Raw genomic sequence first — 22,984 nt, forward strand, 5'->3', positions numbered from 1 at the left:
ACTCTCCTAAAATACATTATAACTATGAAACATATTATCATTATCGATGAATCTCCCCTCCTACGAGAATACCTTCGCATCAAACTCAGCACTGCGGGCCTCGAAGTCAGTATAGCTATTAACGGCCTCGACGGCATAGCGAAAATACGTAATAATCTGCCGGATCTGGTTATCATCGATTATAACTTGAGCCGTCAGAGCTGTATTGAAGTTTTAAAAGAAAAAAAGAAAAATCCTAATACAGCTTCCATCCCGGTCATTGTAATGGCCCAGAAGATTGACCAGAAAAAAATTATCGAACTTGTACAATATAACGTCAAGAAGGTGTTTACCAAACCAATCAAAATCGATGCTTTGTTTGCAACCCTGTCAGAGCTCCTGCAGGTAAGCTTTGATATTGATGATACCCCATCCATTATAGAAACTCATGTTAATGACAATATACTTTTTATAGAGATTGCCAAAGGATTAAACCGAGAAAAATTGGACTTGCTACGTTTTCGAATTCTTGAACTTATCGATCTCTATGACATAAAAGTTCCCAAGGTTATCGTGATGATGAGTGATATCAAACTATCCTTTGCTGACGGAACGAACCTTCAAAAATTACTCGATACGGTGATTCAGGCTTCACGGGCAAAACTTCGTCATATCCGTATCCTTACCAACGATGATTTTGTAAAAAATTTTATTAAAGGTAGAAAAGAATACGATGGTATCGAAGTAACCACCAATCTCCAATATGCACTGGAAGGACTCCTTGCGGAGATGGATGGAAGCATTGAATTTGGAGAAAAAAAGGCTGAAATTATCAGCGAAAAGGTTTTACAGGCAGAAACAAATATAGCATCTGAATCGGTTATGCTTAAATTTGATACTGAGGTAACTAAAAAAACTGTTTTCACCATTTCCGATATGCGGGAACGGATGGAAGACATGCAGATTGCTACAGTAGACGACGACTTTGTAATTCAGGAACTCTTAAAATCAACCTTCGAGCAGGTAGGAGCTCATGTCGACGCATACCCGGATGGAGAAAGTTTTCTGAATACTGTTGCAGACAAAGAATATGACCTTGTTTTTTTGGACCTACTCATGCCTAAGGTTGATGGATTTAAGGTTCTACAGGAGCTCAAAGTCCGGGATATTCGGTTGCCGATTATTGTACTGTCTGCAGTCACCCAACGAGACTCAGTTATCCGAGCATTTCAGGCAGGGGTAAAAAGTTATTTAATAAAACCCCTTCAGCCAATAGAAATCTTAAAAAAAACTATTGAAGTAGTACGGCCTATTATATAGGGGTAGGACATGAAGGACCCCATGCCAGAAGAATCGGTAACTATACCATTTAACCTGTACCAACGACTTTTTTCACATGCAAGTACTGCGATAGGCTTACTTAATGAAAACGGTTATCTCGTCGATGCAAACGATCTTTTTAAACGAACCTTCGACTCTTTAACAGGTCAGGATATAACATCATTAGATGAACCATTTACAGAATTTCTTCATGCCAGGGATGCCTACAAATTTGCCTATCATTTTTCTCGACTCATCACTGGCTCTAGTCATTCTGTAAGTTTTAATACGCTTTTTAGAAATGCTTCAGGACATGCCCGCTGGCTCTCTATTAAAGCATGGACAATACCAAAAGATGAACGGGCGCTGCCCCACCAACGAGGCCCCTTTGTAGCGGTTTTAGTAGAAGATGAAACAGAGGAACAGCAAGAGGGTAAACGACTTCTGGAAGCAAAGGAAATAGCTGAACGGGCTATTGAGACTAAAAGTCAGTTTTTAGCAAATATGAGCCATGAAATCCGAACCCCCATTCAGACGATTATTGGTATGAGTGAACTTCTTCAGGACACACGCCTCGACCATGAGCAGAGTGAGTATGCCCGGCAAATACGTTTCTCTGCTGATGTTTTACTATCTCTCGTCAATGATATTCTGGATTATTCCAAAATAGAAGCTGGAAAGCTTGCCCTGGAACATATCGATTTTTCTGTAGAAGAAATGATAGAACAATCGGTAGATATGATATCTTTAGAAGCTCACAAAAAGGGGCTTGAGATTGCTATTGATATACCAAAAGACGCGGCATTACACATTAAGGGAGATCCTAACAGGTTTAGACAGATTATCATCAATCTCGTGAAAAATGCGGTAAAGTTTACCCATGAAGGTAGTATCATTGTTTCTTGTAGAAAAACTAAATACCATGATTCAGAAGCTATTACAATTACCGTAGCTGACACTGGTATCGGAATTGCTCCAGAATTACGACCTAAGCTGTTTACTACCTTTTTCCAGGGGGATCCCTCAACGACCCGCCGTTTTGGGGGAACAGGGTTAGGTCTGGCCATCTCACGCCATCTGGTTCAGTCTATGGGTGGAGAAATTTCCATGGTACCCAATGAAGGTGGAGGTTCCATATTCCGTTTTATCATACCCATAGAACATTCCCATTTTGAATTTGCACCATCCTATCCTAAGGTGCAACAGGATGACCGGATACTTATTGTAGACGATTTCAGCGAAACCCGACGGATTCTTGCAAATTATCTTTTTGAGCAGGGATATTCTCATATTGAAGAAGCCGCTTCAGGGGAAGAAGCCCTGAGTAAATTGGTAACCGCTGCTGCCGCAGGGAGGCCTTTCTCAGTCGCCCTGATCGATATGATCATGCCCAAAATGGACGGATGGCGCCTCGCAGCGGAGATAAACAACGACAAAGCTATTAACGGAATAAGTCTTATTCTCATGGTACCCCAGGGGACCCTGGGAGCTGATGCTAAGATGACCTTACTTAGATGGTTCAATGCGTATATAGTTAAACCGGTCAAACGCCGTGAATTATACGACGCCCTGGGGACTACTGAAGTTACACCCCTAGATTTGGACAGCGATGGCGATCAGATACAAACCAACGACAGACCAGCTTCAACTGGGACAGGGGTTGTACCACAGGCTCACAGGGGAACCATATCAGTACGTAGGGAAATTAAAACCGATACTCATCTTTTAATAGTAGAAGATCATCCAGTAAACCAGCAATTATTCTGTACCATTCTAGAAAAAATCGGTTTTGCGTACATCAGCACCGCTTCGGACGGTATTGAAGCGCTCGAAAAAGTACAAGCCCAGCCCTTCGACATTATTTTTATGGATATACAGATGCCCCGGATGAACGGCTATGAAACAACCCGTAAATTACGCCAGAGAAACTTTACAGGTCCCATAATTGCCGTTACAGCCAGTGCCCTGGCAGATGAGCGGGAACAATGTATCGAGGCAGGCATGAACGATGTACTGATTAAGCCCTATAAACGAAGCGATATCGAAGCAATGTGCGATAAATGGCTTGGAGAGAGCCTTTCAATAGATCTACAATCCACAGAAGATCCAGGAACAAGCTCCGGCGAAATCGAGGAACTTGAAGAACTGGAAGAAATAGCAGAGCCAGAGGATGGGTCTATCCCTGACCGCGATATTTTAAATACGAACCAGCTCCTGGACAACTTTTTTGGCAATACCGAGTCGGTACAGAAACTTCTAACCCGTTTCATGGAACGGACCGAAGCAGAACTTACTGAGCTTCCCAGCCTGATTGCAAAGGAAGACTGGGAAACAGCCCGAAGAGAAGCCCATACCATAAAAGGGAGTGCTCTTAATCTTTCCGCCCAGGACCTAGGCCAGGCTGCAGGGCGTCTTGAGCTTGACATAAAGGATCTTAAACGGGAGGATATCCCCGCTGCATTGAAAGCGCTTACAGAGGCTTATATGCGGTTTAAAGAACGAGTAGCAAGGTTAACCCTATGAATTATGCATGTTTACACACCCATACCACCTTTTGTGACGGTAAAAACACCGTAGAAGAACTCTGCCAATCCGCATATGAACAGGGTCTTTCCATGCTGGGATTCAGCGCCCATGCCCCCTTGCCTGTGGGGAGTGGCATTGTATCCCAGTGGCACCTGCCACAGAATAAACTCGATGCCTATGTAGAGGCGGTTCAAAAGGCAAAAAGGGAGTGGGAAGGCAGGATCAGCATCTATCTAGGGCTCGAAATCGATTATATCGAAGGAGTTTGTGGTCCTGCAGATCATCGGTTCAGTGCCTATAACTTAGATTACACGATCGGTTCGGTGCATTATTTAACTAAAGAGGACCTGTCATACTATTTTACCGTCGATGGCCCCCGAGATGAATGGCAGCAAGGTGTACAGGAACTCTTTTCCGGCGATTATGAAGCTGCAGCCCATGCATATTGGACCAATGTCCGGGCTATGATAAAAGCTGGTGGGTTTGACATTCTCGGACATATTGACCTGGTTAAAAAGAATAATCCTGCCTGGTGGAACGATCAGGCACCAGCAAGCTACCAGAAGGATGCAGAGCAGCTTTTACCAGAGCTTAAAAATGCCGGCATCGTGGTAGAAGTAAACACAGGGGCTATGAATCGAGGTACCATGAATGAAACCTATCCTTCAGCGGGAATTCTCAGAAAAATGGCCCATTATACTATTCCAGTTACCATTAACGCCGATGCCCACAGTACGGCCCATTTACGAGGAAACTACGACCAGGCTATTGAGGTTCTAAAAAAAAGCGGGTATGGGGAAATTGTAAACTTTATCGGAAAATCAAGGGATTTACAAAACAAAGGCCCCCTTGCATACACAAGCGGGCCCGAAGGATGGGTTACCGAACTACTTCCCTAAACCGGAATTACCGATTGCGCCGTTCCTCTTCAGACTTACATTCTATGCACATTAACGCATAGGGGATCGCTTCCAACCTATCCTGAGGTATTTTCTTACCGCATTTTACACAGAGCCCATATTTCCCCTGCTGTATCCGGCTGAGGGCATTATCAATTGCCTTAAGCCGTTTTACATCCTGGGTGCCAATCGCCTCAATCATCTTGCGGTCGATATCATCGGAGGCTATATCGGCAAAATCCTTGGGATCCATTTCCTCTACGATTTGTTTGAAATCTTCGTTTCCTGCAATCAGGTTATTGATGATCTCTTTCTTGAGATCGATCAAGGATTGCTTCATTTTTTCAACAAATTCTTTATCCATGCCGGTCCCCCCTTAATAAGTCCGGCTACATTGCCGTACAACGTAACTTTTGTCAAGATGTTTTTACCCAGGTTGATTACCTAGGTTGACAAACTATAGCACTTGACTATAGCATTATAAACGTACCGAGAGTCGGATTGCAAATTTTTCAAGGAGTTTTTGTGGCGAAAGAAGAAGCTATAGAAGTAGAAGGGATCGTTCGTGAAGCCCTTCCCAACACCATGTTCCGTGTAGAACTGGACAACCAGAACGGACATCTTATTCTAGCCCATCTGTCAGGTAAAATGCGAAAGCACTATATACGTATTGTCCCCGGAGATCGGGTTCGTATTGCATTATCTCCCTATGACCTTAGCCGTGGCCGTATTATCTATCGCGAGCGGTAATATCCTTTTTTAAGCACACCCAGGTAGCCCCGGAACCGCCTCCTTCGGCGGGGGGATGCCCATGCATTCCCGCATAGGGACACTGTTCAATAAACTGCAGGGTCGTTCTTTTTAAGACCGCTTCCCCCTCAGAATGATTTCCCTTTCCATGGATAATAAGCACCTTTTCTGCCCCATGATTTTTCGCCTTGTTAAAAAATAGAATCAATTGATCCCAGGCTTCATCTCTGGTTAGACCATGCAAATCTACTACTGCATCGGGAGCTTTCTGCGAGAGCCGCTTCCGTTCCTGCCTACGCAATTCCATATCTGAAAGTTCCCTGTCAGAACTTTTGTTATCTTTATCCTCAACACCATGAACACGCAGCCATGCCGTTAAAGGGTTTACCTTTTCATCAGGGGGCAGTACTCCATTATGGGCCTGTTGGTTTAAAGCCCGCTCTTGAGCCTTAATTGCTTTTTTACCTGCAGGCTTTGCGGTTTGCCGTTCCCATTCATCAAGAATATCACCAAAATCCATTACTTTTTTTCCTTAATAAGTAAAGATAGATGACCGGAGTATCCAACCAGATCGATGATCAAAGGCAGTAACAAAAACCCACGTATCGGTCTCCTCTTGTATCATCACACCTTCTCCTTCTGAAAAATGAGTATTCATTGAACCTGATGTATCGGGTATCGAATAGGCAAGAACTTCCCGATCCCGGATAACACCAATAAGTCCGCCACGCAGATGAGGGATGAGAAGTGTTTGGCCGAAGGAGGAATATACCAGAATGATCGCAGTAAAGGCAATAAGAACTATACTTCTTTTTATTAGTTTCTTCACCCCTGTTATGACAGCAAAACCTATACAAAGAATCGCCAGACAATACAACAATCTTTGAGGGATCCACCATTCATCTGGACTTGAGGTGATCCCCACAAGTGCCTCCGCATCTTTTCTGACATTCCGGTAGAGCGGACCCATCAAACTATCCCGTTCCACCTTTCTCAGAAGTACAAGGGCCTGTGCATAGGTTCCGGCGTTCCAAAGCTCTTCACAATTTAGGAGCACCGACTGGACCGAACCTGCTATCAAAGGCCACAGCACTAACCAGGGAAGATCCGGTTTGTATTCAGAAAAGAGGACTGCCTTAGTTTTATCACTATGGATCTGTTTCTTTTTAGGAGGCTGCTGACTGCGAGCGGCTTGGGAAGTGCTTACTACATTTGATTTCTTTTGAGCATCAGTAACCATAATTGTTCTGGGTTCTGAATACAGAATCTCCTTCTCCAAATGGAGTGTTGCCTCTGGCAAAGCTAAGGGCCCTTGCACCAGAGGCGTAAAACGAATCCGATACAGCACCCCCTGCTCCCGCTCCGAATCGCTTACCGGGAGGGACTCGACAAGGGCATTCTGAACTAGATTCACCGAAAGGGCAGTAATCTTCGCAGGGATCTCAGAATGAGAAGAGCCCAGATGTAGTTCAAAAACAAGGGGGGCGCCAACAGGAGTAGAATCGAAGGTACTTACCGGTAAGCTGCTGGACCAGAAAAGTCTAGGCAGTATAGTGGTTGTCAGTTCATTTTGATTTTGGATGCTCAAAGCCTGAGGACTCGTACGAAGCAGGTTGCCGGGAATTTGTATTTCGAAGGGGCCTAAGACAAGGGAGCCTGCAGTTTTTGCAATAAAGGTATACTCAACCGTTGTCCATGGTTTCTGGGAAATGAGACGTACTCCTGTTCGTATGCGGTCTAAGACCAGATGTTCTGGAATAGGGGGAAGCTTAATCCGCACCTGATCCGGTTCCGGGTAGTTAATGATCAGGGTAAGCTTCCAGCTCTGGCCGAGGTTTAACACAGAACCTTCTATCTCGACCAATACCTGAGCAGGTTCATGAAGCCCTTGTTCAGCATAAATGGAACCTATAGGGCTACAAACCAGTACAACCAGGAACCCATAGCTTAATAATCGATGGAACTTTCTTCGGAACTTTTCGATTGTTGACTTTTCCATCGATCAATCTCCTTCTGACGGATATATTCAAACAATACCGGATTTGGTAAATTTTGCTGTATTGTAGACACTGCCCCTGCAGAAGCTGCTGAACCCCGCTTTTTTGTTTTTGCTAAGAGACTTAATTCCAAATTGCGTTTGGCATTCCATCGACTGCCATCAATGAGCAGGGCCGAACGGAAGGCTTCAACAGCTCCATCAAAGTCCTCAAGCCCATAGAGACAAAGCCCCCGATTGTACAAGGCCCGATACATAAGTTCCTTCTCAGGCCCTTTAGTGGGCAGCCCTTCATCCGAAAGTTCATGAATAATCCCATCATACAGGGTTATAGCTGACCGGGATTCACCCATATCCGCATAGACCGTGGCTAAGCCATACCGAGCATAGCGTCGGCTTTCTGGAGAGGTAGATGCTATAGCCTGTGAATAGGATGCTATAGCCTGTACATTCTGTTTGTTCTTCGCCTGCAGGGTCCCTAAAAAAGTATAATACATTCCCACCCCATCTAAAGAACAGGAGAAATTCATCAATATAAAACCCACTATACAGAGTAAGAAGCCTAGCGTTTTTTCCACAAACCTTCCTCCAAAAAACGAGCGACTGTAAAAAACAGCAGGGCTGCCAATATAAACCACACCTGTCGAGAGGGTACTTCACGACGATACTCAAGGGAGGCACGGCTACTGGCTTGAGAATCTAAATAGGCCAATACTGCTTCGGGGCTGCTTTCACGGGATGCATTCCAATATATTCCACCAGTAAGTTCTGCCAGTTGTTGTAATTGGTTTTCCCGTAGCTGGCTCAGGACAGGGCTCCCATCAGCTCGACGCAGTAAGGTCTTGCCATCGGCCTGGGGAACAGGCAAGCCCTGAAGACTTCCCACACCAACTGTAATGAGACCAATACCCTTTGCCTGAAGGAAGCGTTCAATTCCAGTTAGAGAACCTTTTGTATCCTCTCCATCGCTGAAGAGGATTATCCTGCGTTTCCCTGGACTCTCCTCTGGAAAAGTCTGACTAGCGATCTCCAAGAGGTCCTGCAGGTTCGTTCCTGCTGCAGAGAGGGTGTCCGTAGAAAGGGATGTAATAAGATTGATGACTGCCTCCTGGTCATCGGTGAGGGGGATTGCAAGTACCGCCTTACCCTTCCCCAAACTTACGGCATACCGAAAGTCGGGCCTAGCTTCTAGTATTGATAGGGCAGCCTGCCGTGCTACATCCAAACGACGTAACCCTTCACCACCATCCTTAAGATCCATACTCCGGGAAACATCAAAGGCCAGCACAATATCGAGGCCGCTGTAGTATTCTGGAACCAACCGTTCACCCCAACGGGGTCCTGCAAGTCCTATAATAAGGCTGGAAAAACAGAGCAGAAACAGTATTGCCTGTTTCATGGACAGCCTATACAGTTTTTGATATCCCTTTGGACTTGTCATAGCTTTATATAACGTAAGTCGAATAGAACGGCGGCGTATCAATAAAATCCACAGCGGAACTAAACCAGCTAAAAACCATAGTATCTGAGGCATATCGAAGCTCATAGCAAGGCTCCCATAATCCACCAGCGAATACCTCGAGCCAAAGCAATACAGATAAGTACCACATAGAGGAGACTGCTTGCCAGAGCTTGGGTAACCCGATAGGTACGGGACCGCCCCGGAGTAAGACCAGAGTTGTTCATACGGTTAAAGGCTTCTTCCAGTGCACCGATAGAATCTGCAACAAGAAAAGTACCACCACCAGAGCGGGCAATTGAACGAAGCGCCTCAGGATCATAGCGGGACTCAAAGATTCCCGTTTTCCGTTGACCAGAAAGAGGATCCACATAATCAAGGGGAACTTCCCCGGAGGTACCGATACCGACAACCCAGAACTCAGCCCCCGATTCCCGTACCATGGTAGCTCCCGTAAAGGGGTGGACCGCACCGGCATTGTTCTCGCCATCGGTTAAAAGCACCACGATCTTTTTGGAGGCTTTGGAATTCCGCAGATGGACTGCGGCAATCGCCAGCCCCGTTCCAATCGCAGTACCATCCCCCAATTCAGCAATGGCGAGGCTGGAAAGCCGTTGTGAAAATACGGTGCGGTCCACCGTAGGCGGAAGCAGGAGAGCCCCATCGGCACCAATGGCAACCAGAGCAATTGCATCGTTGGGCCGCAGTTTTGCAAAACGGGCCACAAGATTTTTTGCCACCACAAAGCGGCTTTGTCCCTGCATATCAAGGGCAGACATACTGGGACTCGAATCTATGACAAAAAACACATCGGCTCCCCTGTCAAGCCATACCGTTCGATGCTGAACAAGAACAGGCCCAGCCAGAGCAATCAGAAGTAGAACCATGGCAATCCCCTCAAGGAAGCGGGTAAATCGAAACAGGAGCTGAACCGGTACCGGGGACTGAAAAATCGCGCCGCCCGGTGGGCCCAGGGGCAAATCGAAAACAAAGGATCTTTTTTTAAACCGAAACCAAATAAACAGGCTTATGAGTACCAGAAGACCAAGGGCTAAAAATTGAGGATGTTCAAAACTCAAACTCATCCCTTACCTCCAAGAGGATTCTCCCTGGGTTTTAATACATGTGACCTCTTCAAAACACCTGAGACAAGCTGGCTCTTATGGATATCTTCCCTTTCCATAAGTAGTATTAACTCCCGACTGTCAGCACACAGTTGCTTTAGCTCTAAGCTTTTTACTATTCTTCCACTAAACCGTAACACATCCAAAGAGGCTACTAAATTTGCAAACCGGAGGATCAAGTTCTTAAAAGGGGAGGAACCGGCTTCGGCAAGGAGTTCCTGACTAGTTTTTGTAAGACAGGGAAAAGCGATAACCTGTTCAATATAGGTACGCAACAACACAAGCAGAGTCCCCAATTCATCCGAAGTAGGGTTCCTGCCCTGGGCAATCCCCTGTTCAATATGTAAAAGGGTCTGTTTCAGATTACGGCTCACCTGCCTTTTCCGGAACCATGTTTGCACATTTCTATACCATGCACTGCCCCAGATAAGGCCTGTCAGCAATAGGGCCGCAAGAAGAACGGCACCTGCAATTATGCTATACAACAACAGCCGACTTCCCGGTATCAGAAGTGGTTCTTCAAGGGGCGCCGTTTCCAGACCCGCTTGTCCCCCTTCCAGTACCGAAGTTACATCAATTGCCTGTTTTGTTATCAGATAGGGACCAATTTCAAAGGATGGTAGTGGAATGCGTCCAGGTTCAAAAGCGACAAAATCGATAGAAATTTTCGGATTTTTGCCATGGGGATCCAATTCAATCCGGGAAATTTGTACTGCCTTAGATTGGGGTAATTTATCCACCACATCTACTGTTATCGTCTTACTACCTACCGAAGCATTGGGAACCATGGTCAGCACAAGCTGAGCATTATCTCCAACAAAGACCTGGGGTGGAACCTGTACTACGGAAAGAGTATCGCTGTTCACAGAACCTGTAGACTTTCCTGGGGTATCACTAAAAAGAAAGACAGGAAAAAGCAGCAGCACCAGATTGATGAACTTAAACCGCTTCATCGGCGCTGTCTCCCGGAAAAAAATTTAGCAAGTTCAGTAGCAGCATTGGCTGTCGTAAGCAATTCTGTATGGCGGATTCGGTATTTTGTACAAATAGTATCCCAGACAGTACTACGATCTCGATTCCAGGCCTGCCATGAGGCTTGAAAGGATTTAAAGGACGTAGGTGCATGAAGAACCGCATCTGTTTCAGGATCCTGAAAGGTTACCAAACCAAGCGCTGGCATAGCCTGTTCGAGGGGATCTGTAATACGAAGTGCCGCCACATCATGGTGATGACTCAGGTAGGCCAAGGGCTGTTCCCAGCCTAATGCAAGAAAATCCGAAATAATGATGATCATACTTCGCTTTTTCAGTATCCGGCTGGCCGCTTCAATCGCCGCCGCAAGGGCAGAGCCCCGACTAGCGTCAGTATCAGTAGGATCCTGATCCAAGGCTTCCAGGATCCAGGCCATAATTGCGGATCGTCCCTTTTTCGGCATAAGGACCCGACTCACCCCCCGATTAAAAAACAATCCTCCAAAACGCTGTCCAGTTTTTTCTGCCGAAAAGGCAATGAGACTCGCGGCAAGAAGCGCCTGATCATAACGGCGTATGGGGCCGCCGGTTCTCATTGACGCGGAAACATCAAGGATGATAAAAACCGTCAGTTCCCGTTCTTCCCGGTATAATTTTACATAGGGATGCCCAAAACGGGCACTGACATTCCAGTCGATGGTACGGATATCATCCCCAATCTGATAGGTTCTGACTTCCTCAAATTCAATACCCTGACCGCGAAATATAGAACGGAAATCTCCTGAAACAAGATCCTCCGCGAGACTCTCTGCAGAGAGGGAAAAGGTATTTATTTTTTCCAGTAATTCTGCTCGGGTCACGATAACCTTTTATGGAAGAGGAACCAGAGAGAGTATGCGGTTTATCAGGGTATCCGCATCTACATTGTCAGCTTCGGCCTCATAGGATAACACCAACCGATGCCGTAAAACCGCAGGAGCTACCGCCTTAATATCTTCGGGGAGCACAAAGTCCCGCCCATTAAACAATGCCTGTATTTTACTGCACCGATACAGCGCTATGGAAGCCCGTGGCGAAGCGCCAAAGGAAATGTACCGGTAAAAATCATCACGATTTCCCCGTTTTGTTTTCTCCACAGGCCTGCTGGCGGCAACAAGAGCAACGATATAACCCACCAGTGCATCATCAAGACGAACCTCATCAGCCGTATCTCGGAGCAGAGACAGCGCATCATTTTTCAGAACCGGTTTTATGGAAACCGAGCCGTCACTGGCGATGAAGCTATGTTCGTTAGAAGGACCATTTCCCGAACGCAACACGATACGCTGTTCCTCTTCCCGGGATGGATAACGAAGGACCAGCTTAAGCAAGAAGCGATCTAATTCAGCTTCCGGAAGCGGATAGGTTCCTTCATGTTCAATAGGATTTTGCGTAGCCAGAACAAAAAAGGGTTCTGGTAAAGAAAGGGTTGTTTCTCCAATAGTTACCTGCTTTTCTTCCATGGCCTCGAGCAGGGCTGACTGAACCTTGGCAGGAGCCCGGTTAATTTCATCAGCCAGAATAATATTGGCAAACACTGGTCCCCGGCGTACCGAAAAAGCCAGAGATTTCTGGTCCCAGATAAGGGTTCCTGTAACATCCGCAGGCAACAGATCAGGAGTAAACTGAATTCGTTTAAAGGATAAACCCGTGAGTTCTGCCAGGGATTTTACTGCAAGGGTTTTAGCAAGACCGGGTACACCCTCGAGGAGCGCATGGCCTCCGGCAATAAGGGCCATCAGAAGGCCTGAAATCATCGTTTCCTGACCGACTATACGTAGGGCCAGCTCTTTCCGTGCATCTGCAAGAATGAGCGATGCCTGTTCCCATTTTGATTGATCCATAGCTTATTGTACCGGTACAAAACTTCTATGACAATATTGACACAAGCCTTTTTGCCCCCTAGTCTATAGGCATGAATACCTTAGCAACAGAACTCAATTCCCAGTTGGAAGGAACGATAGCCTATCGACTGCTATCGAACCTAGGAAAACGGTTATATTTCCCCAAGGGCATTATTGCCCAATCAGGGGAAGCAAAGAAATTCGCTCACAAGGCCAATGCTACTATCGGTATGGCCTATGACGGCGGGCGACCTTTGATACTCTCGACGATTGCTGAGGGGATGCCTACCCTTTCTGCGGTAGAAGCGGTTACCTATGCACCAACCGCTGGTGTCGATACAGCTCGTCAGGCCTGGAAGGATGGGATCATTAAGAAAAATCCGAGCCTCGCAGGGGCCTCCATATCACTACCGGTTGTGGTTCCAGGGCTGACAGCGGGCATTTCCTACATCGCAGATCTGTTCCTTGATGAAGGCGATGAAATTCTTGTAAGCGATCCCTGCTGGGACAACTACAGCCTCATCTTTGCGGACCGCCGGGGCGCTACCGTTATCGAAACAGCCTTTTTTAAAGACGGCCCGGGGCTTGACTTGGAAGGTATACAAAAGGCAGTTGAAAAGCAGGCGCAGAAAGGAAGCTTGAGGCTCATCCTCAACTTTCCCAACAACCCCTCTGGTTACTCACCAACCCATGCAGAGGCAGAAGCGCTCATCACTATGATTAAGGACATAGCCAATGCAGGCACCGATGTGCTGGTCATTACCGACGATGCTTACTTTGGACTCGCCTACGAATCAGACATCTATCCGGAATCTCTCTTTGGACGCCTCGCCAAACTCCATGAAAAGGTGCTGGCGGTAAAAATCGATGGGCCCACAAAAGAAGACTATGTGTGGGGCCTCAGGATGGGTTTTGTTACCTTTGGCTCCGCGGGCCTCAATGAAACCCACTATGATGCCCTCATTAAAAAGCTCATGGGAACCATCCGGTCCAGCGTATCCTGTTCCAATACACCAGCCCAGTACCTCATGCTTAAAACCATAAACGACAGCCGCTCGGAAGAGGAAAAGAAACGGTATAAAGAGATTCTACATAAACGGTATCAGATTGTAAAAACCCTGGTCCAAACCCATCAGCATCATCCCGTTTTGCAAGCCCTGCCCTTTAATTCAGGCTACTTTATGAGTTTCCGCTGCAAGGGTGTAAGTCCCGAAACCTTGAGGCAAACCCTGCTCAAGGACCATGGTATTGGAACTATAGCTCTGGGAAGTCAGTACCTGCGGATTGCCTTCTCCAGTGTCGAAGCTGAACATATCTCCTATGTGTATGAAACGCTCTTTAAGGTAGCCGAAGATCTGGCACAACAAAGGTAAAAAAGGCCCGCCCGGCTCTTTGCTAAAAAACCAGCTCACGGCCCAGATCCTTTAATTCAGGCATCTGGGCATAGAGCGGAAGCCTCCCGTTGCTTGAGGTTTTATCAATTTCCACTAGTTTTACATAGAGTTCGTTTAATAGGTCTGCAAAAATTTTTAAATTTGAAGAGAAATTGTTTATTGCCATCTCTCTGAGTACCTTGTCGGCCTCGTTCGTTCTACCGGTAGCATTGAGTCTATTTCTAAGAGAAGGCACCAATTCTTTCCTGGCCATCCCAATAAAACGGGCGGCGGCGGCAATTTGGCGATACAGTTCATCAAGATGAAAGCCCTGATATCGATATTGTTCACTTTTTTCAGTCAGGGTCTCGATGAGATCCCAGGCTTGATTATCCAAGGGAAGGTGAAGCAGGGCGGGTCGTAAATGACGGTTGGCAATATTAGACTTATAATGATCTCCAATATGCTCAATAAGTCTAATAATCTCTGAATCACGGATCTGCATATAGTTTATATAGTATCCCGTCATTGCGGGATTGACAAGCCAAGAAGGACCACAATAGGATAAAATAATGAAAACTATCAAAGCATGTTTATTTTGTATGTATTTGTTTAGCGCTGTAAGTATGAGCATACTGTTTTCCGCCTGCCAATCTAGCAGTACTAAAACAGTAACCCTTTGGACAAATCAGAGCGATTTTGCCATTTATACAGAGATATATAACACCAAACAAAAAAAATACAAACTAGAAACTTATTATTTTGAAAATCTAACGGACACTTTAGCAAAAGCAAAAAAATACCCTGATATTGTCGTTGGTACAGGATTAAAAAATAGTGAAACCAGACGGCTTTTTAAAAGTCTTGATTATTTTTTTGATGAACTACTCCTGAAACAAACCAGTTTTTATATAAATTTATTAAGACTTGGTAATATTGATGGTAAACAATATTTGCTTCCTGTTTCTTTTAATCTTCCAGCAGTTATTTTTTCAAAAGATAACAGCAGTCTTATCACCAAACCTTTTTATCTGACCCTTGATGAAATTCAAAGTATTGGAAAATCCTTTAACCAACAAACAAAAGAAGGGGTCTATACAAGAATGGGGTTTTCCCCTCGCTGGGACGATGACTTTTTATTTATCGTTACTAGGCTCTTTAATGTATCCTACCGCGAAAGCAACCCACTCGCTTGGGATGCGGTTGCCCTTGAACGAGCTATGAATTATGTTTACCAATGGAGTATAACGACCAACGGAAGTCCAGATACAGAAGATGACTTTGCCTTTAAATACCTCTATAATCCACCTTCAGTTATCATAACCAGTGGAAAAAGTCTTTTTGCATATATTTCGAGCGACAATCTGTTTACTCTCAGCAAGGATCGATTAAACACCCTCGATTTTCGCTGGGTAGGACAAGGAAACTCTATACCAATTATAGAAGGCTCTCCATTCCTTGGTATTTATAAAAAAAGCAAAGCAAAAGACGCCATCGACGCCTTTATCCAATGGTTTTACCGTGAGGAAAACCAACGGGAGATGCTTCAGTTAAGTAAAGAGCTGCAACTGCTCGACCATAGTTTTGGTATAGCAAACGGTTTTTCAGCCCTGAAAACAGTTACAGAACAGATTTTTCCTGCATTTTATCCAATTTTATTAGGTCATACACCACCAGCAGATTCATTAACACCACCGGGTATACTTCCAAAAAACTGGGAAACGATAAAGAAACGAGTTATTTTACCCTACCTTCACAATGCATCAAGATCTGAAAAACGAAGCGGTCAGATAAATTTAGAAAAACAACTTTCGGAGTGGCTTAAAAACAATCCTCAATAGGATGTGTGGTGCTCGTAAGTGGGCCATGCTGTTTTGTAGATGGAACCTTTTTATACTCTAATTCGTTGATAAGAACCCTCATTTTTTCTCTCAAGATACCGATATAAACCATAGGGAGGTCGGTATCTATGATGTTCACAAGTTCGATAATCACATCAATTCCCAACTATGATACGGCTTGGCATATTGGAGTAACTTCTCGACTCGCCATACCAGTGAGTCCATCAAACTATATCTACTCCCATTTTGAACATGTATCCGGTGTACCAGCTGCTGAAGATCAACAGGGAGTACCGATCACTAAATTAAAAATCCTCGATGCTCTTATTGAACGGCTCAGCCAAATGAAAAAGGAACCCCAGGGGCAAATTTCCGTCGACCAGATCGATGCACTCATAGAACAGTATAAAAAGGAAATAGAACAGGCCGCTACTGCCCACCAGATTCTTCCCTATAATCCTGCTCCTGCTGGTACAGCTGGAACCTTGGTGAATCTAGTAGCATAATACTTTAATCACATCCCCCTTGTCTCAAATCGCTCCATTTTGTACTATATGGATGTTCGCCTCCTAAAAAGGCAGCCCCCCTCTAAAATTCTATTCAAGGAGCTCCTATGACACTAAACGAACTAAAACACCAAGGCCTGAAAAAATGGGTCGAAGAAGCGGTGGCTTTAATGAAGCCCAAAGCGGTATATGTCTGCGATGGCAGCCAGGAAGAGTACGATCGTATGATAGACATATGCGTGAAAGGGGGCCTCGCTACCCCCCTGAACTCTGCTAAACGCCCCGGCTGTTACCTCTTCCGCTCCGATCCATCCGACGTAGCCCGGGTAGAAAACCGGACCTATATCGCATCGAAAACACAGGAAGAAGCTGGTCCCACCAACAACTGGATCAATCCGGTCGAACTCAAGAAGACCATGACCGAACTGTATACTGGCTGTATGCAGGGGCGGACCATGTACGTCATCCCATTCTCCATGGGCCCGGTTGGTTCTAACATTGCCAAAATTGGTGTAGAAATCACCGATTCTGAATACGTTGTGGCCAACATGCACATTATGACCCGGGTTGGGAAAAAGGTGCTCGATGTTCTCGGTACCAACGGCGAATATGTGCCCTGTCTCCACTCGGTCGGTAAACCTCTTGCCGAAGGGGAAAGCGACAACGGCAAGTGGCCCTGTGCTCCACTGGACAAAAAATACATTTCCCACTTCCCCGAAACCCGGGAAATCTGGTCCTATGGATCCGGTTACGGCGGCAATGCCCTCCTCGGGAAGAAATGCCTTGCCCTCCGTATTGCCTCAGTTATTGCCCGGGATGAAGGCTGGCTTGCGGAACACATGCTCATCCTGAAGATTACCAACCCCCAGGGTGTTTCTAAGGTCGTCTGTGCCGCCTTCCCCTCAGCCTGCGGCAAGACAAACCTCGCCATGCTGGTACCTACCCTTCCCGGTTGGAAGGTTGAGACCATCGGCGATGATATTGCCTGGATGAAATTTGGTCCCGATGGCCGGCTCTATGCCATTAATCCTGAAGCGGGCTTCTTCGGCGTTGCCCCGGGAACTAATATGGATTCCAATCCCAACGCAATGCGGTCTATCGAAAAGAACACCATTTTCACCAACGTAGCCCTGACCGAGGATAAGGACGTATGGTGGGAACAGATTGGTTACGATGCCCCCGGCAAGCTCATTGACTGGAAGGGCAACGAATGGATTCAGGACAAGGCTAATAAAGCCCAGGAACCTGCGGCCCATCCCAACAGCCGCTTTACCGCCCCTGCCCGGCAGTGCCCTGCCATTGCTCCCGAATGGGAAGATCCCAAAGGTGTTCCGGTAGACGCCATTCTCTTTGGCGGCCGCCGGCCGAGCACCATTCCTCTGGTACACCAGGCAACTGACTGGGTACACGGTGTATTCATGGGATCTATCGTTGGTTCTGAAATTACCGCCGCGGCCCTGGACCTTAAGGCTGGAACTATCCGCCGGGATCCCTTCGCCATGTTGCCCTTCTGCGGCTACAACATGGGTGACTATTTCCAGCACTGGATTAACATTGGAAAGAAAACCAGTGCCGACAAACTGCCCAAGATTTTCTTCGTCAACTGGTTCCGCAAGACCAAGGATGGCAAGTGGCTCTGGCCCGGTTATGGTGAAAACAGCCGGGTTCTCGCCTGGATCTTCGACCGCTGTGCAGGCACTGGCAAGGCTGTAGAAACCCCCATTGGCTATATGCCCACTGTGGACGCCATTGAGCGGCCCGCAGGAGTCAGCGAAGCAGACATGAAGGAACTTCTTGCGGTCGATATCGAAGGCTGGAAGAAAGAAATTGCGGACATCCGCGAAAACCACTATCCCAAGTTCGGAAACCGGCTTCCCAAGGAGCTTATGAACGAACTAGATGCTATCGAAAAGCGGCTTGGCAAGTAAGGAAAAATAATCAGGCCCTGTAAGGGCCTGACTACTACCAAAAGACTAAAAAGGGCTTTCCAGAACAAACTGGAAAGCCCTTTTTATTTTTTTTATTGTACGGTCATGAAAAGATACAAGAACTTTAGAGACCTTTAGATCTTTTCCTGGCAGGCAAGCTCGTCCATCCGGCGGAGCCGACGGGAAAGATCTCGGGCGAGATTCATAATAATCATAGAAAAGGTACTCACATCCATTTTATAAATATCCCGCAGAGCCCTATTAGAGATGGCAGCGACCCGGGTTGGAACAACAGTCTTTATTGTTGCAACTGCGGGCATTACATCCAGAATTTCCATTTCACCAAAGGTTTCACCTTCGCCTAATTCATTTAATTGCTTCCCATTTCGGATCACGTGGACCCGTCCATCAATAATAAATCGGATTCGATCATTTCTATTCCCTTCGGTAATAATAGGCACTCCTTCAGAATAGGATTCAATAGTGAGTAAAGGAATAAGCCGTTCGATCTGGTCTGCCATGAGACCGCCAAAGAGGGAATATTTTTGTAAATCGTGTACCGTAATCATGGAAGAACCTTCCTCAGGGCAATAATGGTCTCTCCTATGAGAGCATCCAGGTCCATACCCAACATGGCAGCTCCCTTTTCGATAACCTGCCGGTTTACCCCGGCAGCAAAGGCCTGGGTCTTCCATTTTTTCTTAACCGATGAGACTTCCAGGTCCTGTACACTTTTCGATGGGCGCACGAGGGCGCAGGCTTGAATAAAACCGGTAAGCTCATCTACCGCAAAGAGGGTCTTTTCAAGGGGGCTCAGAGGCTCCACATCGGAACAGATGCCCCAGCCATGGCTTACCACGGCCCGCACATAGTCCTCAGGCCAGCCGGCCTGTTCCAGGATCTTTTTTGCCATGGTACAGTGCTGGTCCGGATACTTTTGATAGTCAATATCATGAACAAGACCGATAATACCCCACCGTTCAGGGTCTTCACCAGCTTTTTCTGCAAAGTGGCGCATGGCCGCCTCCACCGCCAGCGCGTGCCGCCAGAGGCCTTCATCATCATTATATTGGCGCCAGAGCTGTTCTGCATCATCCCGTGTTGGAACCACCAGAATCCCCCTTATAGCCTGAACTTATACGTTGAATTTAAAGAACATCACATCCCCGTCCTGGACCACATATTCCTTGCCTTCGATGCGGTACTTGCCGGCTTCCTTTATTTTAGCTTCGGAGCCATAGGTAAGGAGGTCCTCGTAAGAATAGACTTCTGCCTTAATAAAGCCCTTTTCAAAGTCTGTATGGATGACCCCTGCGGCCTGGGGTGCCTTGTCCCCCGCATGGATGGTCCAGGCCCGGCATTCGTCTTCTCCGGCGGTAAAGAAGGTCCGCAAGCCTAAAAGCCGATAGGCCGCATGGATGAGCGAAGCCAGGCCCGACTCTGCAAGGCCCAATTCTGAAAGAAAGGCCAGCCGTTCTTCTTCACTTTCCAGATCCGCAAGCTCCGCTTCAAACTTTCCGCAAATAACTACCGCCTCAGAGTTTTCCGCCGCCGCCCGGGCTTTGACCATATCTACATAGCGGTTGCCGTTACGCATGCCTTCTTCATCAACATTACAGACATAGAGCTGGGGTTTCATGGTAATAAGATGGCTGTCATAGAGGGCGGCCCGTTCATCATCACTTAAGGGGACCGACCGGGCAGGTTTTCCCTGTTCCAGGGCAGGCTGAACCTTATCCAGAGCCGAAATAAGCAGTTCTGCCTGTTTCTGCTGATCCTTGCCCTGCACCTTAAGGGCCCGTACCGCCTTCTCCCGCCGTTTAGCCACCGTATCCAGGTCGGCCAGGGCAAGCTCCACATTGATGGTCTCCATGTCCGATTCGGGATCGACCTTATTAGATACATGGATGATGTCTGGATTTTCGAAACAACGAACGACCTGGGCAATGACACCCACTTCCCGGATATGGGACAGGAACTGATTTCCGAGCCCTTCGCCCTGACTCGCCCCTTTCACAAGACCGGCGATGTCCACAAACTCTACCGAGGCTGGAATAACCCGTTTGGGCTTAAAGATTTCCGCCAGCTTTTTAAGCCGGTTATCGGGCACATCCACAATACCCACATTAGGGTTAATCGTACAGAAGGGATAATTTGCTGCTTCCGCAGGAGCCCGGGTTAATGCTGAAAAAATGGTGGACTTACCCACATTGGGAAGCCCCACAATACCACAGTTTAATGCCATGCTCCCATTGTACGGGTAGATACAATGCGGGTCAACAGGGGAAGTATTACTATGTTACAGGGATGCAATATCCTCCGCTTGCAGACCGGTAAGGGCGATAATTTGTTCCATAGAAAAGTTTTGAGCCTTCATTCGACGGGCAATTTCAAGCTTTGCCTCTTTCTCCCCTTTCTGCATCCCCTGTTGCATTCCCTTATCAAACCCCTTTTTCAGCCCCTCTTCTTCTGCATAGGCTAAAAAAGAAATCCTATCCCGTTCTGCCTTTTCCCGTGCGAGGGCTGCTAAAAATCGTCCATCTATACCGCTCATAAAATCCCTAAACCTCCTTACAGCTTCCTGAATTGCAGGGTCTGTATTAGTAAGAAAAGCATCGATCCCATTATTTCTACCTTCTTCTTTAATAAATTTGCTCCAAAAGGCTGCTAAATTCAAGGGCTCTTCCGGCACCTTGGGGAGTTCAATGGTATGGATTTGTAAAAAATTCGTATATTTAAGAGAATCTACCGTATACCATGAGGGTTCATCAAAATAATTAAAATCTAATATGTTGATGCAAATAACAGGCCTCAGTTCCTGATACTTTTGCCCCCGCTTTATTTGCCTGGAATACAATCTACTCCAGTAAAACAGGGATCGCTCCATATAAAAGCCTTCCCTGTAGGTTTGAATTTCTATATTGATGAGCCTCCCTGTTTCATCCTGGGCGACTAAATCCAGATAGGTGGTTTTATCGCCATAAAAATCGGGAGTTATCCGGCTTTTTTGAATCTTTAAACTGGTAATCTTTGGGCAACCGGCATACTCAAAAAAGGCGTTCAACATGCTTTGTAAAATAGGAAGGGACTCTTCTTCTCCAAACACATATTGGAAAACCAGATCGTTAATAAGGGGTATTACTTGCTCTGCCATAGGGCCTCCTAAAATTAGTACAGCAGTATTTTTCATATTGATGTAATGAAAGACACTTATTTTTTCCAGCTTCCTTCTTGTAGCCCATGGGGTGTTGTGGTACCCTGTAGATGGAGGATCCTATGGCATTTTCATTAAACAGCTATCCCATCACCTATCGAGCTAAGTTTTCCGGCCATGGATGGACGGAAGAGTATCTGGAAAAACCCCACAAAACCGTTGCAGAAGAGGCAAACCTTCCCGATGTTGAACGGGACGCCCTCGCAGCTTCCCGCAATTTTTATGATGATATGCCCCTGGTAAACTATACCACCCAGTATGGCCTAGGTTGTTTTGAGGGACTTAAAGCCCTACCCCAAAAGGATGGGAGCATTGCAATTTTTAGACCCGACCAGAATGCCCGCCGTTTTAAACGTTCAATGGAGGGACTTCTCATGCCGGGCTTTCCGGAAGAGGCCTTTGTAAAGGCTGTGGTGGAGGTGGTCCGGCGGAATGCAGCCCTGGGCTTCCGGCCATACTACAAAGCTGAATGGGAAAAGGACAGCTTTATGACCGCCGATTCGGTGTACATTAGGCCCTTTACCTATGCAGAGGGCGGTATCGGTGTGGCTCCTTCGAAAGCTCCTTATGTTATGGTTATAACCACTCCGGTGAGCGCCTATTTTTCCAGTGCCCGCTCCGAGGCGGTTACCACAGATCGGATTCGGGCAACCCCCCGCGGTACTGGCTGGATTAAGGCTGCATCGAACTACGTTATTTCTACCCTGGCAAAACATGAGGCCAACCAGGCAGGCTTTATGGAATGTGTGTTCCTCGATGCAAGAGAACAGAAGTACCTGGAAGAGGGCTCATCCTGTAATATCTTCGTACGGCTAAAAAGCGGAGAACTGGTAACCCCTGAACTGGGAGATACGATACTCCCAGGCATTACACGGGCGAGCATTATAGAACTAGCCCGAGACCGGGGAGTAAAGGTCTCTGAACGGAAACTTTCAGTAGAAGAGGTTTTTGATACCGGTGCAGAATGCTTTGTTACGGGCACCGCCGCCGGGGTTACCCCCATAGAAAGCCTGACCCACCGGGGCAACAAGGTTGTCTTTAACGGCGGCAAAGTGGGAGAGCTCTCAGCCTACCTTAGAGATACCTTGAAGGGCATCCAGTACGGGAAACTGCCCGATACCAAGGGCTGGATGGTGCGGGTATAAGGCTGCTTCAGCTATTGGCTTGAATGTGTCGCATTATGAGAGGCTGTCCGTACACTGCGGACAGCCTTTT

At 46.7% G+C, this 22,984-nt stretch carries 23 protein-coding genes; 9 read left to right on the forward strand and 14 right to left on the reverse strand.

Going from position 1 to position 22,984, the window contains the following annotated elements; genetic code table 11:
* Nucleotides 1-24: 24 nt before the first annotated feature.
* The 3 genes from SPICA_RS12030 to SPICA_RS12040 are packed head-to-tail and all read left to right on the forward strand — an operon-like array spanning nucleotide 25 to nucleotide 4,724.
* Nucleotides 25-1,299 carry a response regulator gene (locus SPICA_RS12030; protein WP_013969761.1) on the forward strand — a complete coding sequence of 425 codons (1,275 nt, stop codon included), beginning with the start codon at nucleotides 25-27 and terminating at the stop codon, nucleotides 1,297-1,299.
* 9 nt (nucleotides 1,300-1,308) lie between these two features.
* Nucleotides 1,309-3,822 carry a response regulator gene (locus SPICA_RS12035; RefSeq protein WP_013969762.1) on the forward strand — a complete coding sequence of 838 codons (2,514 nt, stop codon included), beginning with the start codon at nucleotides 1,309-1,311 and terminating at the stop codon, nucleotides 3,820-3,822.
* Nucleotides 3,819-4,724: a histidinol-phosphatase gene (locus SPICA_RS12040; protein WP_013969763.1), complete on the forward strand. Its 906-nt coding sequence runs from the start codon at nucleotides 3,819-3,821 to the stop codon at nucleotides 4,722-4,724. The genes SPICA_RS12035 and SPICA_RS12040 overlap by 4 nt, the downstream gene beginning before the upstream one ends.
* Nucleotides 4,725-4,731: 7 nt before the next feature.
* Here the strand turns inward: SPICA_RS12040 and SPICA_RS12045 are convergent, their stop codons facing one another.
* Nucleotides 4,732-5,088, reverse strand: a complete 357-nt coding sequence (locus SPICA_RS12045; protein WP_013969764.1) for a TraR/DksA family transcriptional regulator — start codon at nucleotides 5,086-5,088, stop codon at nucleotides 4,732-4,734.
* Nucleotides 5,089-5,249: 161 nt separating this feature from the next.
* Here SPICA_RS12045 and infA point away from each other — a divergent pair, with 161 nt between their 5' ends.
* A complete protein-coding gene (gene infA, locus SPICA_RS12050) occupies nucleotides 5,250-5,474 on the forward strand; it encodes a translation initiation factor IF-1 (RefSeq protein ID WP_013969765.1) in 225 nt (74 codons plus the stop codon).
* On the opposite strand, the gene SPICA_RS12055 is transcribed toward infA, so the two are convergent.
* From SPICA_RS12055 to SPICA_RS12090, 8 genes are read right to left on the reverse strand one after another with little or no spacing between them, the layout of a single operon-like run.
* Nucleotides 5,455-5,994, reverse strand: coding sequence for a Smr/MutS family protein (locus SPICA_RS12055; RefSeq protein WP_013969766.1), 540 nt, complete (start codon nucleotides 5,992-5,994; stop codon nucleotides 5,455-5,457). The two genes, infA and SPICA_RS12055, sit on opposite strands and share 20 nt — an antisense overlap.
* A gap of 12 nt (nucleotides 5,995-6,006) precedes the next feature.
* Nucleotides 6,007-7,473 (reverse strand): BatD family protein, encoded by a 1,467-nt coding sequence (locus tag SPICA_RS12060; RefSeq protein ID WP_013969767.1) that lies wholly within the window; start codon nucleotides 7,471-7,473, stop codon nucleotides 6,007-6,009.
* The gene (locus tag SPICA_RS12065; RefSeq protein ID WP_013969768.1) at nucleotides 7,422-8,048 is read right to left on the reverse strand and encodes a tetratricopeptide repeat protein; all 627 of its coding nucleotides are present in this window, start codon (nucleotides 8,046-8,048) and stop codon (nucleotides 7,422-7,424) included. Before SPICA_RS12065 ends, SPICA_RS12060 begins: the two co-directional genes overlap by 52 nt.
* The gene (locus SPICA_RS12070) at nucleotides 8,033-9,016 is read right to left on the reverse strand and encodes a vWA domain-containing protein (protein ID WP_013969769.1); all 984 of its coding nucleotides are present in this window, start codon (nucleotides 9,014-9,016) and stop codon (nucleotides 8,033-8,035) included. Before SPICA_RS12070 ends, SPICA_RS12065 begins: the two co-directional genes overlap by 16 nt.
* Nucleotides 9,013-10,014: a VWA domain-containing protein gene (locus SPICA_RS12075; RefSeq protein ID WP_013969770.1), complete on the reverse strand. Its 1,002-nt coding sequence runs from the start codon at nucleotides 10,012-10,014 to the stop codon at nucleotides 9,013-9,015. The genes SPICA_RS12070 and SPICA_RS12075 overlap by 4 nt, the downstream gene beginning before the upstream one ends.
* Nucleotides 10,011-11,006: a hypothetical protein gene (locus SPICA_RS12080; protein ID WP_013969771.1), complete on the reverse strand. Its 996-nt coding sequence runs from the start codon at nucleotides 11,004-11,006 to the stop codon at nucleotides 10,011-10,013. Before SPICA_RS12080 ends, SPICA_RS12075 begins: the two co-directional genes overlap by 4 nt.
* Entirely contained in the window at nucleotides 11,003-11,884 is an 882-nt protein-coding gene (locus SPICA_RS12085; protein ID WP_013969772.1) for a DUF58 domain-containing protein, read from the reverse strand. The genes SPICA_RS12080 and SPICA_RS12085 overlap by 4 nt, the downstream gene beginning before the upstream one ends.
* Nucleotides 11,885-11,893: 9 nt before the next feature.
* Nucleotides 11,894-12,907, reverse strand: coding sequence for an AAA family ATPase (locus SPICA_RS12090; protein ID WP_013969773.1), 1,014 nt, complete (start codon nucleotides 12,905-12,907; stop codon nucleotides 11,894-11,896).
* A 71-nt stretch (nucleotides 12,908-12,978) separates the two neighbouring features.
* Between SPICA_RS12090 and SPICA_RS12095 the strand changes: the two genes are divergently transcribed.
* A complete protein-coding gene (locus SPICA_RS12095; protein ID WP_013969774.1) occupies nucleotides 12,979-14,280 on the forward strand; it encodes an aminotransferase class I/II-fold pyridoxal phosphate-dependent enzyme in 1,302 nt (433 codons plus the stop codon).
* A 22-nt stretch (nucleotides 14,281-14,302) separates the two neighbouring features.
* Here SPICA_RS12095 and SPICA_RS12100 read toward each other — a convergent pair whose 3' ends face one another.
* Nucleotides 14,303-14,785: a hypothetical protein gene (locus tag SPICA_RS12100; RefSeq protein ID WP_041396719.1), complete on the reverse strand. Its 483-nt coding sequence runs from the start codon at nucleotides 14,783-14,785 to the stop codon at nucleotides 14,303-14,305.
* 67 nt (nucleotides 14,786-14,852) lie between these two features.
* Between SPICA_RS12100 and SPICA_RS12105 the strand changes: the two genes are divergently transcribed.
* The 3 genes from SPICA_RS12105 (at nucleotide 14,853) to SPICA_RS12115 (ending at nucleotide 18,555) form a co-directional block, all read left to right on the forward strand.
* Nucleotides 14,853-16,121, forward strand: a complete 1,269-nt coding sequence (locus tag SPICA_RS12105; protein ID WP_013969776.1) for a type 2 periplasmic-binding domain-containing protein — start codon at nucleotides 14,853-14,855, stop codon at nucleotides 16,119-16,121.
* A gap of 128 nt (nucleotides 16,122-16,249) precedes the next feature.
* Nucleotides 16,250-16,627 (forward strand): hypothetical protein, encoded by a 378-nt coding sequence (locus tag SPICA_RS14995; RefSeq protein WP_013969777.1) that lies wholly within the window; start codon nucleotides 16,250-16,252, stop codon nucleotides 16,625-16,627.
* 107 nt (nucleotides 16,628-16,734) lie between these two features.
* A complete protein-coding gene (locus tag SPICA_RS12115) occupies nucleotides 16,735-18,555 on the forward strand; it encodes a phosphoenolpyruvate carboxykinase (GTP) (RefSeq protein ID WP_013969778.1) in 1,821 nt (606 codons plus the stop codon).
* A gap of 134 nt (nucleotides 18,556-18,689) precedes the next feature.
* Here SPICA_RS12115 and SPICA_RS12120 read toward each other — a convergent pair whose 3' ends face one another.
* From SPICA_RS12120 to SPICA_RS12135, 4 genes are read right to left on the reverse strand one after another with little or no spacing between them, the layout of a single operon-like run.
* The gene (locus SPICA_RS12120; protein ID WP_013969779.1) at nucleotides 18,690-19,124 is read right to left on the reverse strand and encodes a Crp/Fnr family transcriptional regulator; all 435 of its coding nucleotides are present in this window, start codon (nucleotides 19,122-19,124) and stop codon (nucleotides 18,690-18,692) included.
* On the reverse strand, nucleotides 19,121-19,666 hold the full coding sequence (locus SPICA_RS12125) for an HDIG domain-containing metalloprotein (protein ID WP_013969780.1): 546 nt from the start codon (nucleotides 19,664-19,666) through the stop codon (nucleotides 19,121-19,123). Before SPICA_RS12125 ends, SPICA_RS12120 begins: the two co-directional genes overlap by 4 nt.
* Before the next feature lie 24 nt (nucleotides 19,667-19,690).
* Nucleotides 19,691-20,800, reverse strand: a complete 1,110-nt coding sequence (ychF, locus tag SPICA_RS12130; protein ID WP_013969781.1) for a redox-regulated ATPase YchF — start codon at nucleotides 20,798-20,800, stop codon at nucleotides 19,691-19,693.
* 54 nt (nucleotides 20,801-20,854) lie between these two features.
* A complete protein-coding gene (locus SPICA_RS12135; RefSeq protein WP_013969782.1) occupies nucleotides 20,855-21,709 on the reverse strand; it encodes an Rpn family recombination-promoting nuclease/putative transposase in 855 nt (284 codons plus the stop codon).
* A gap of 122 nt (nucleotides 21,710-21,831) precedes the next feature.
* Here SPICA_RS12135 and ilvE point away from each other — a divergent pair, with 122 nt between their 5' ends.
* Nucleotides 21,832-22,914 (forward strand): branched-chain-amino-acid transaminase, encoded by a 1,083-nt coding sequence (ilvE, locus tag SPICA_RS12140; protein WP_013969783.1) that lies wholly within the window; start codon nucleotides 21,832-21,834, stop codon nucleotides 22,912-22,914.
* Nucleotides 22,915-22,984 lie beyond the last annotated feature (70 nt).

Source organism: Gracilinema caldarium DSM 7334, from assembly GCF_000219725.1.
In the GTDB taxonomy this organism is placed as follows: Bacteria; Spirochaetota; Spirochaetia; order Treponematales; family Breznakiellaceae; genus Gracilinema; species Gracilinema caldarium.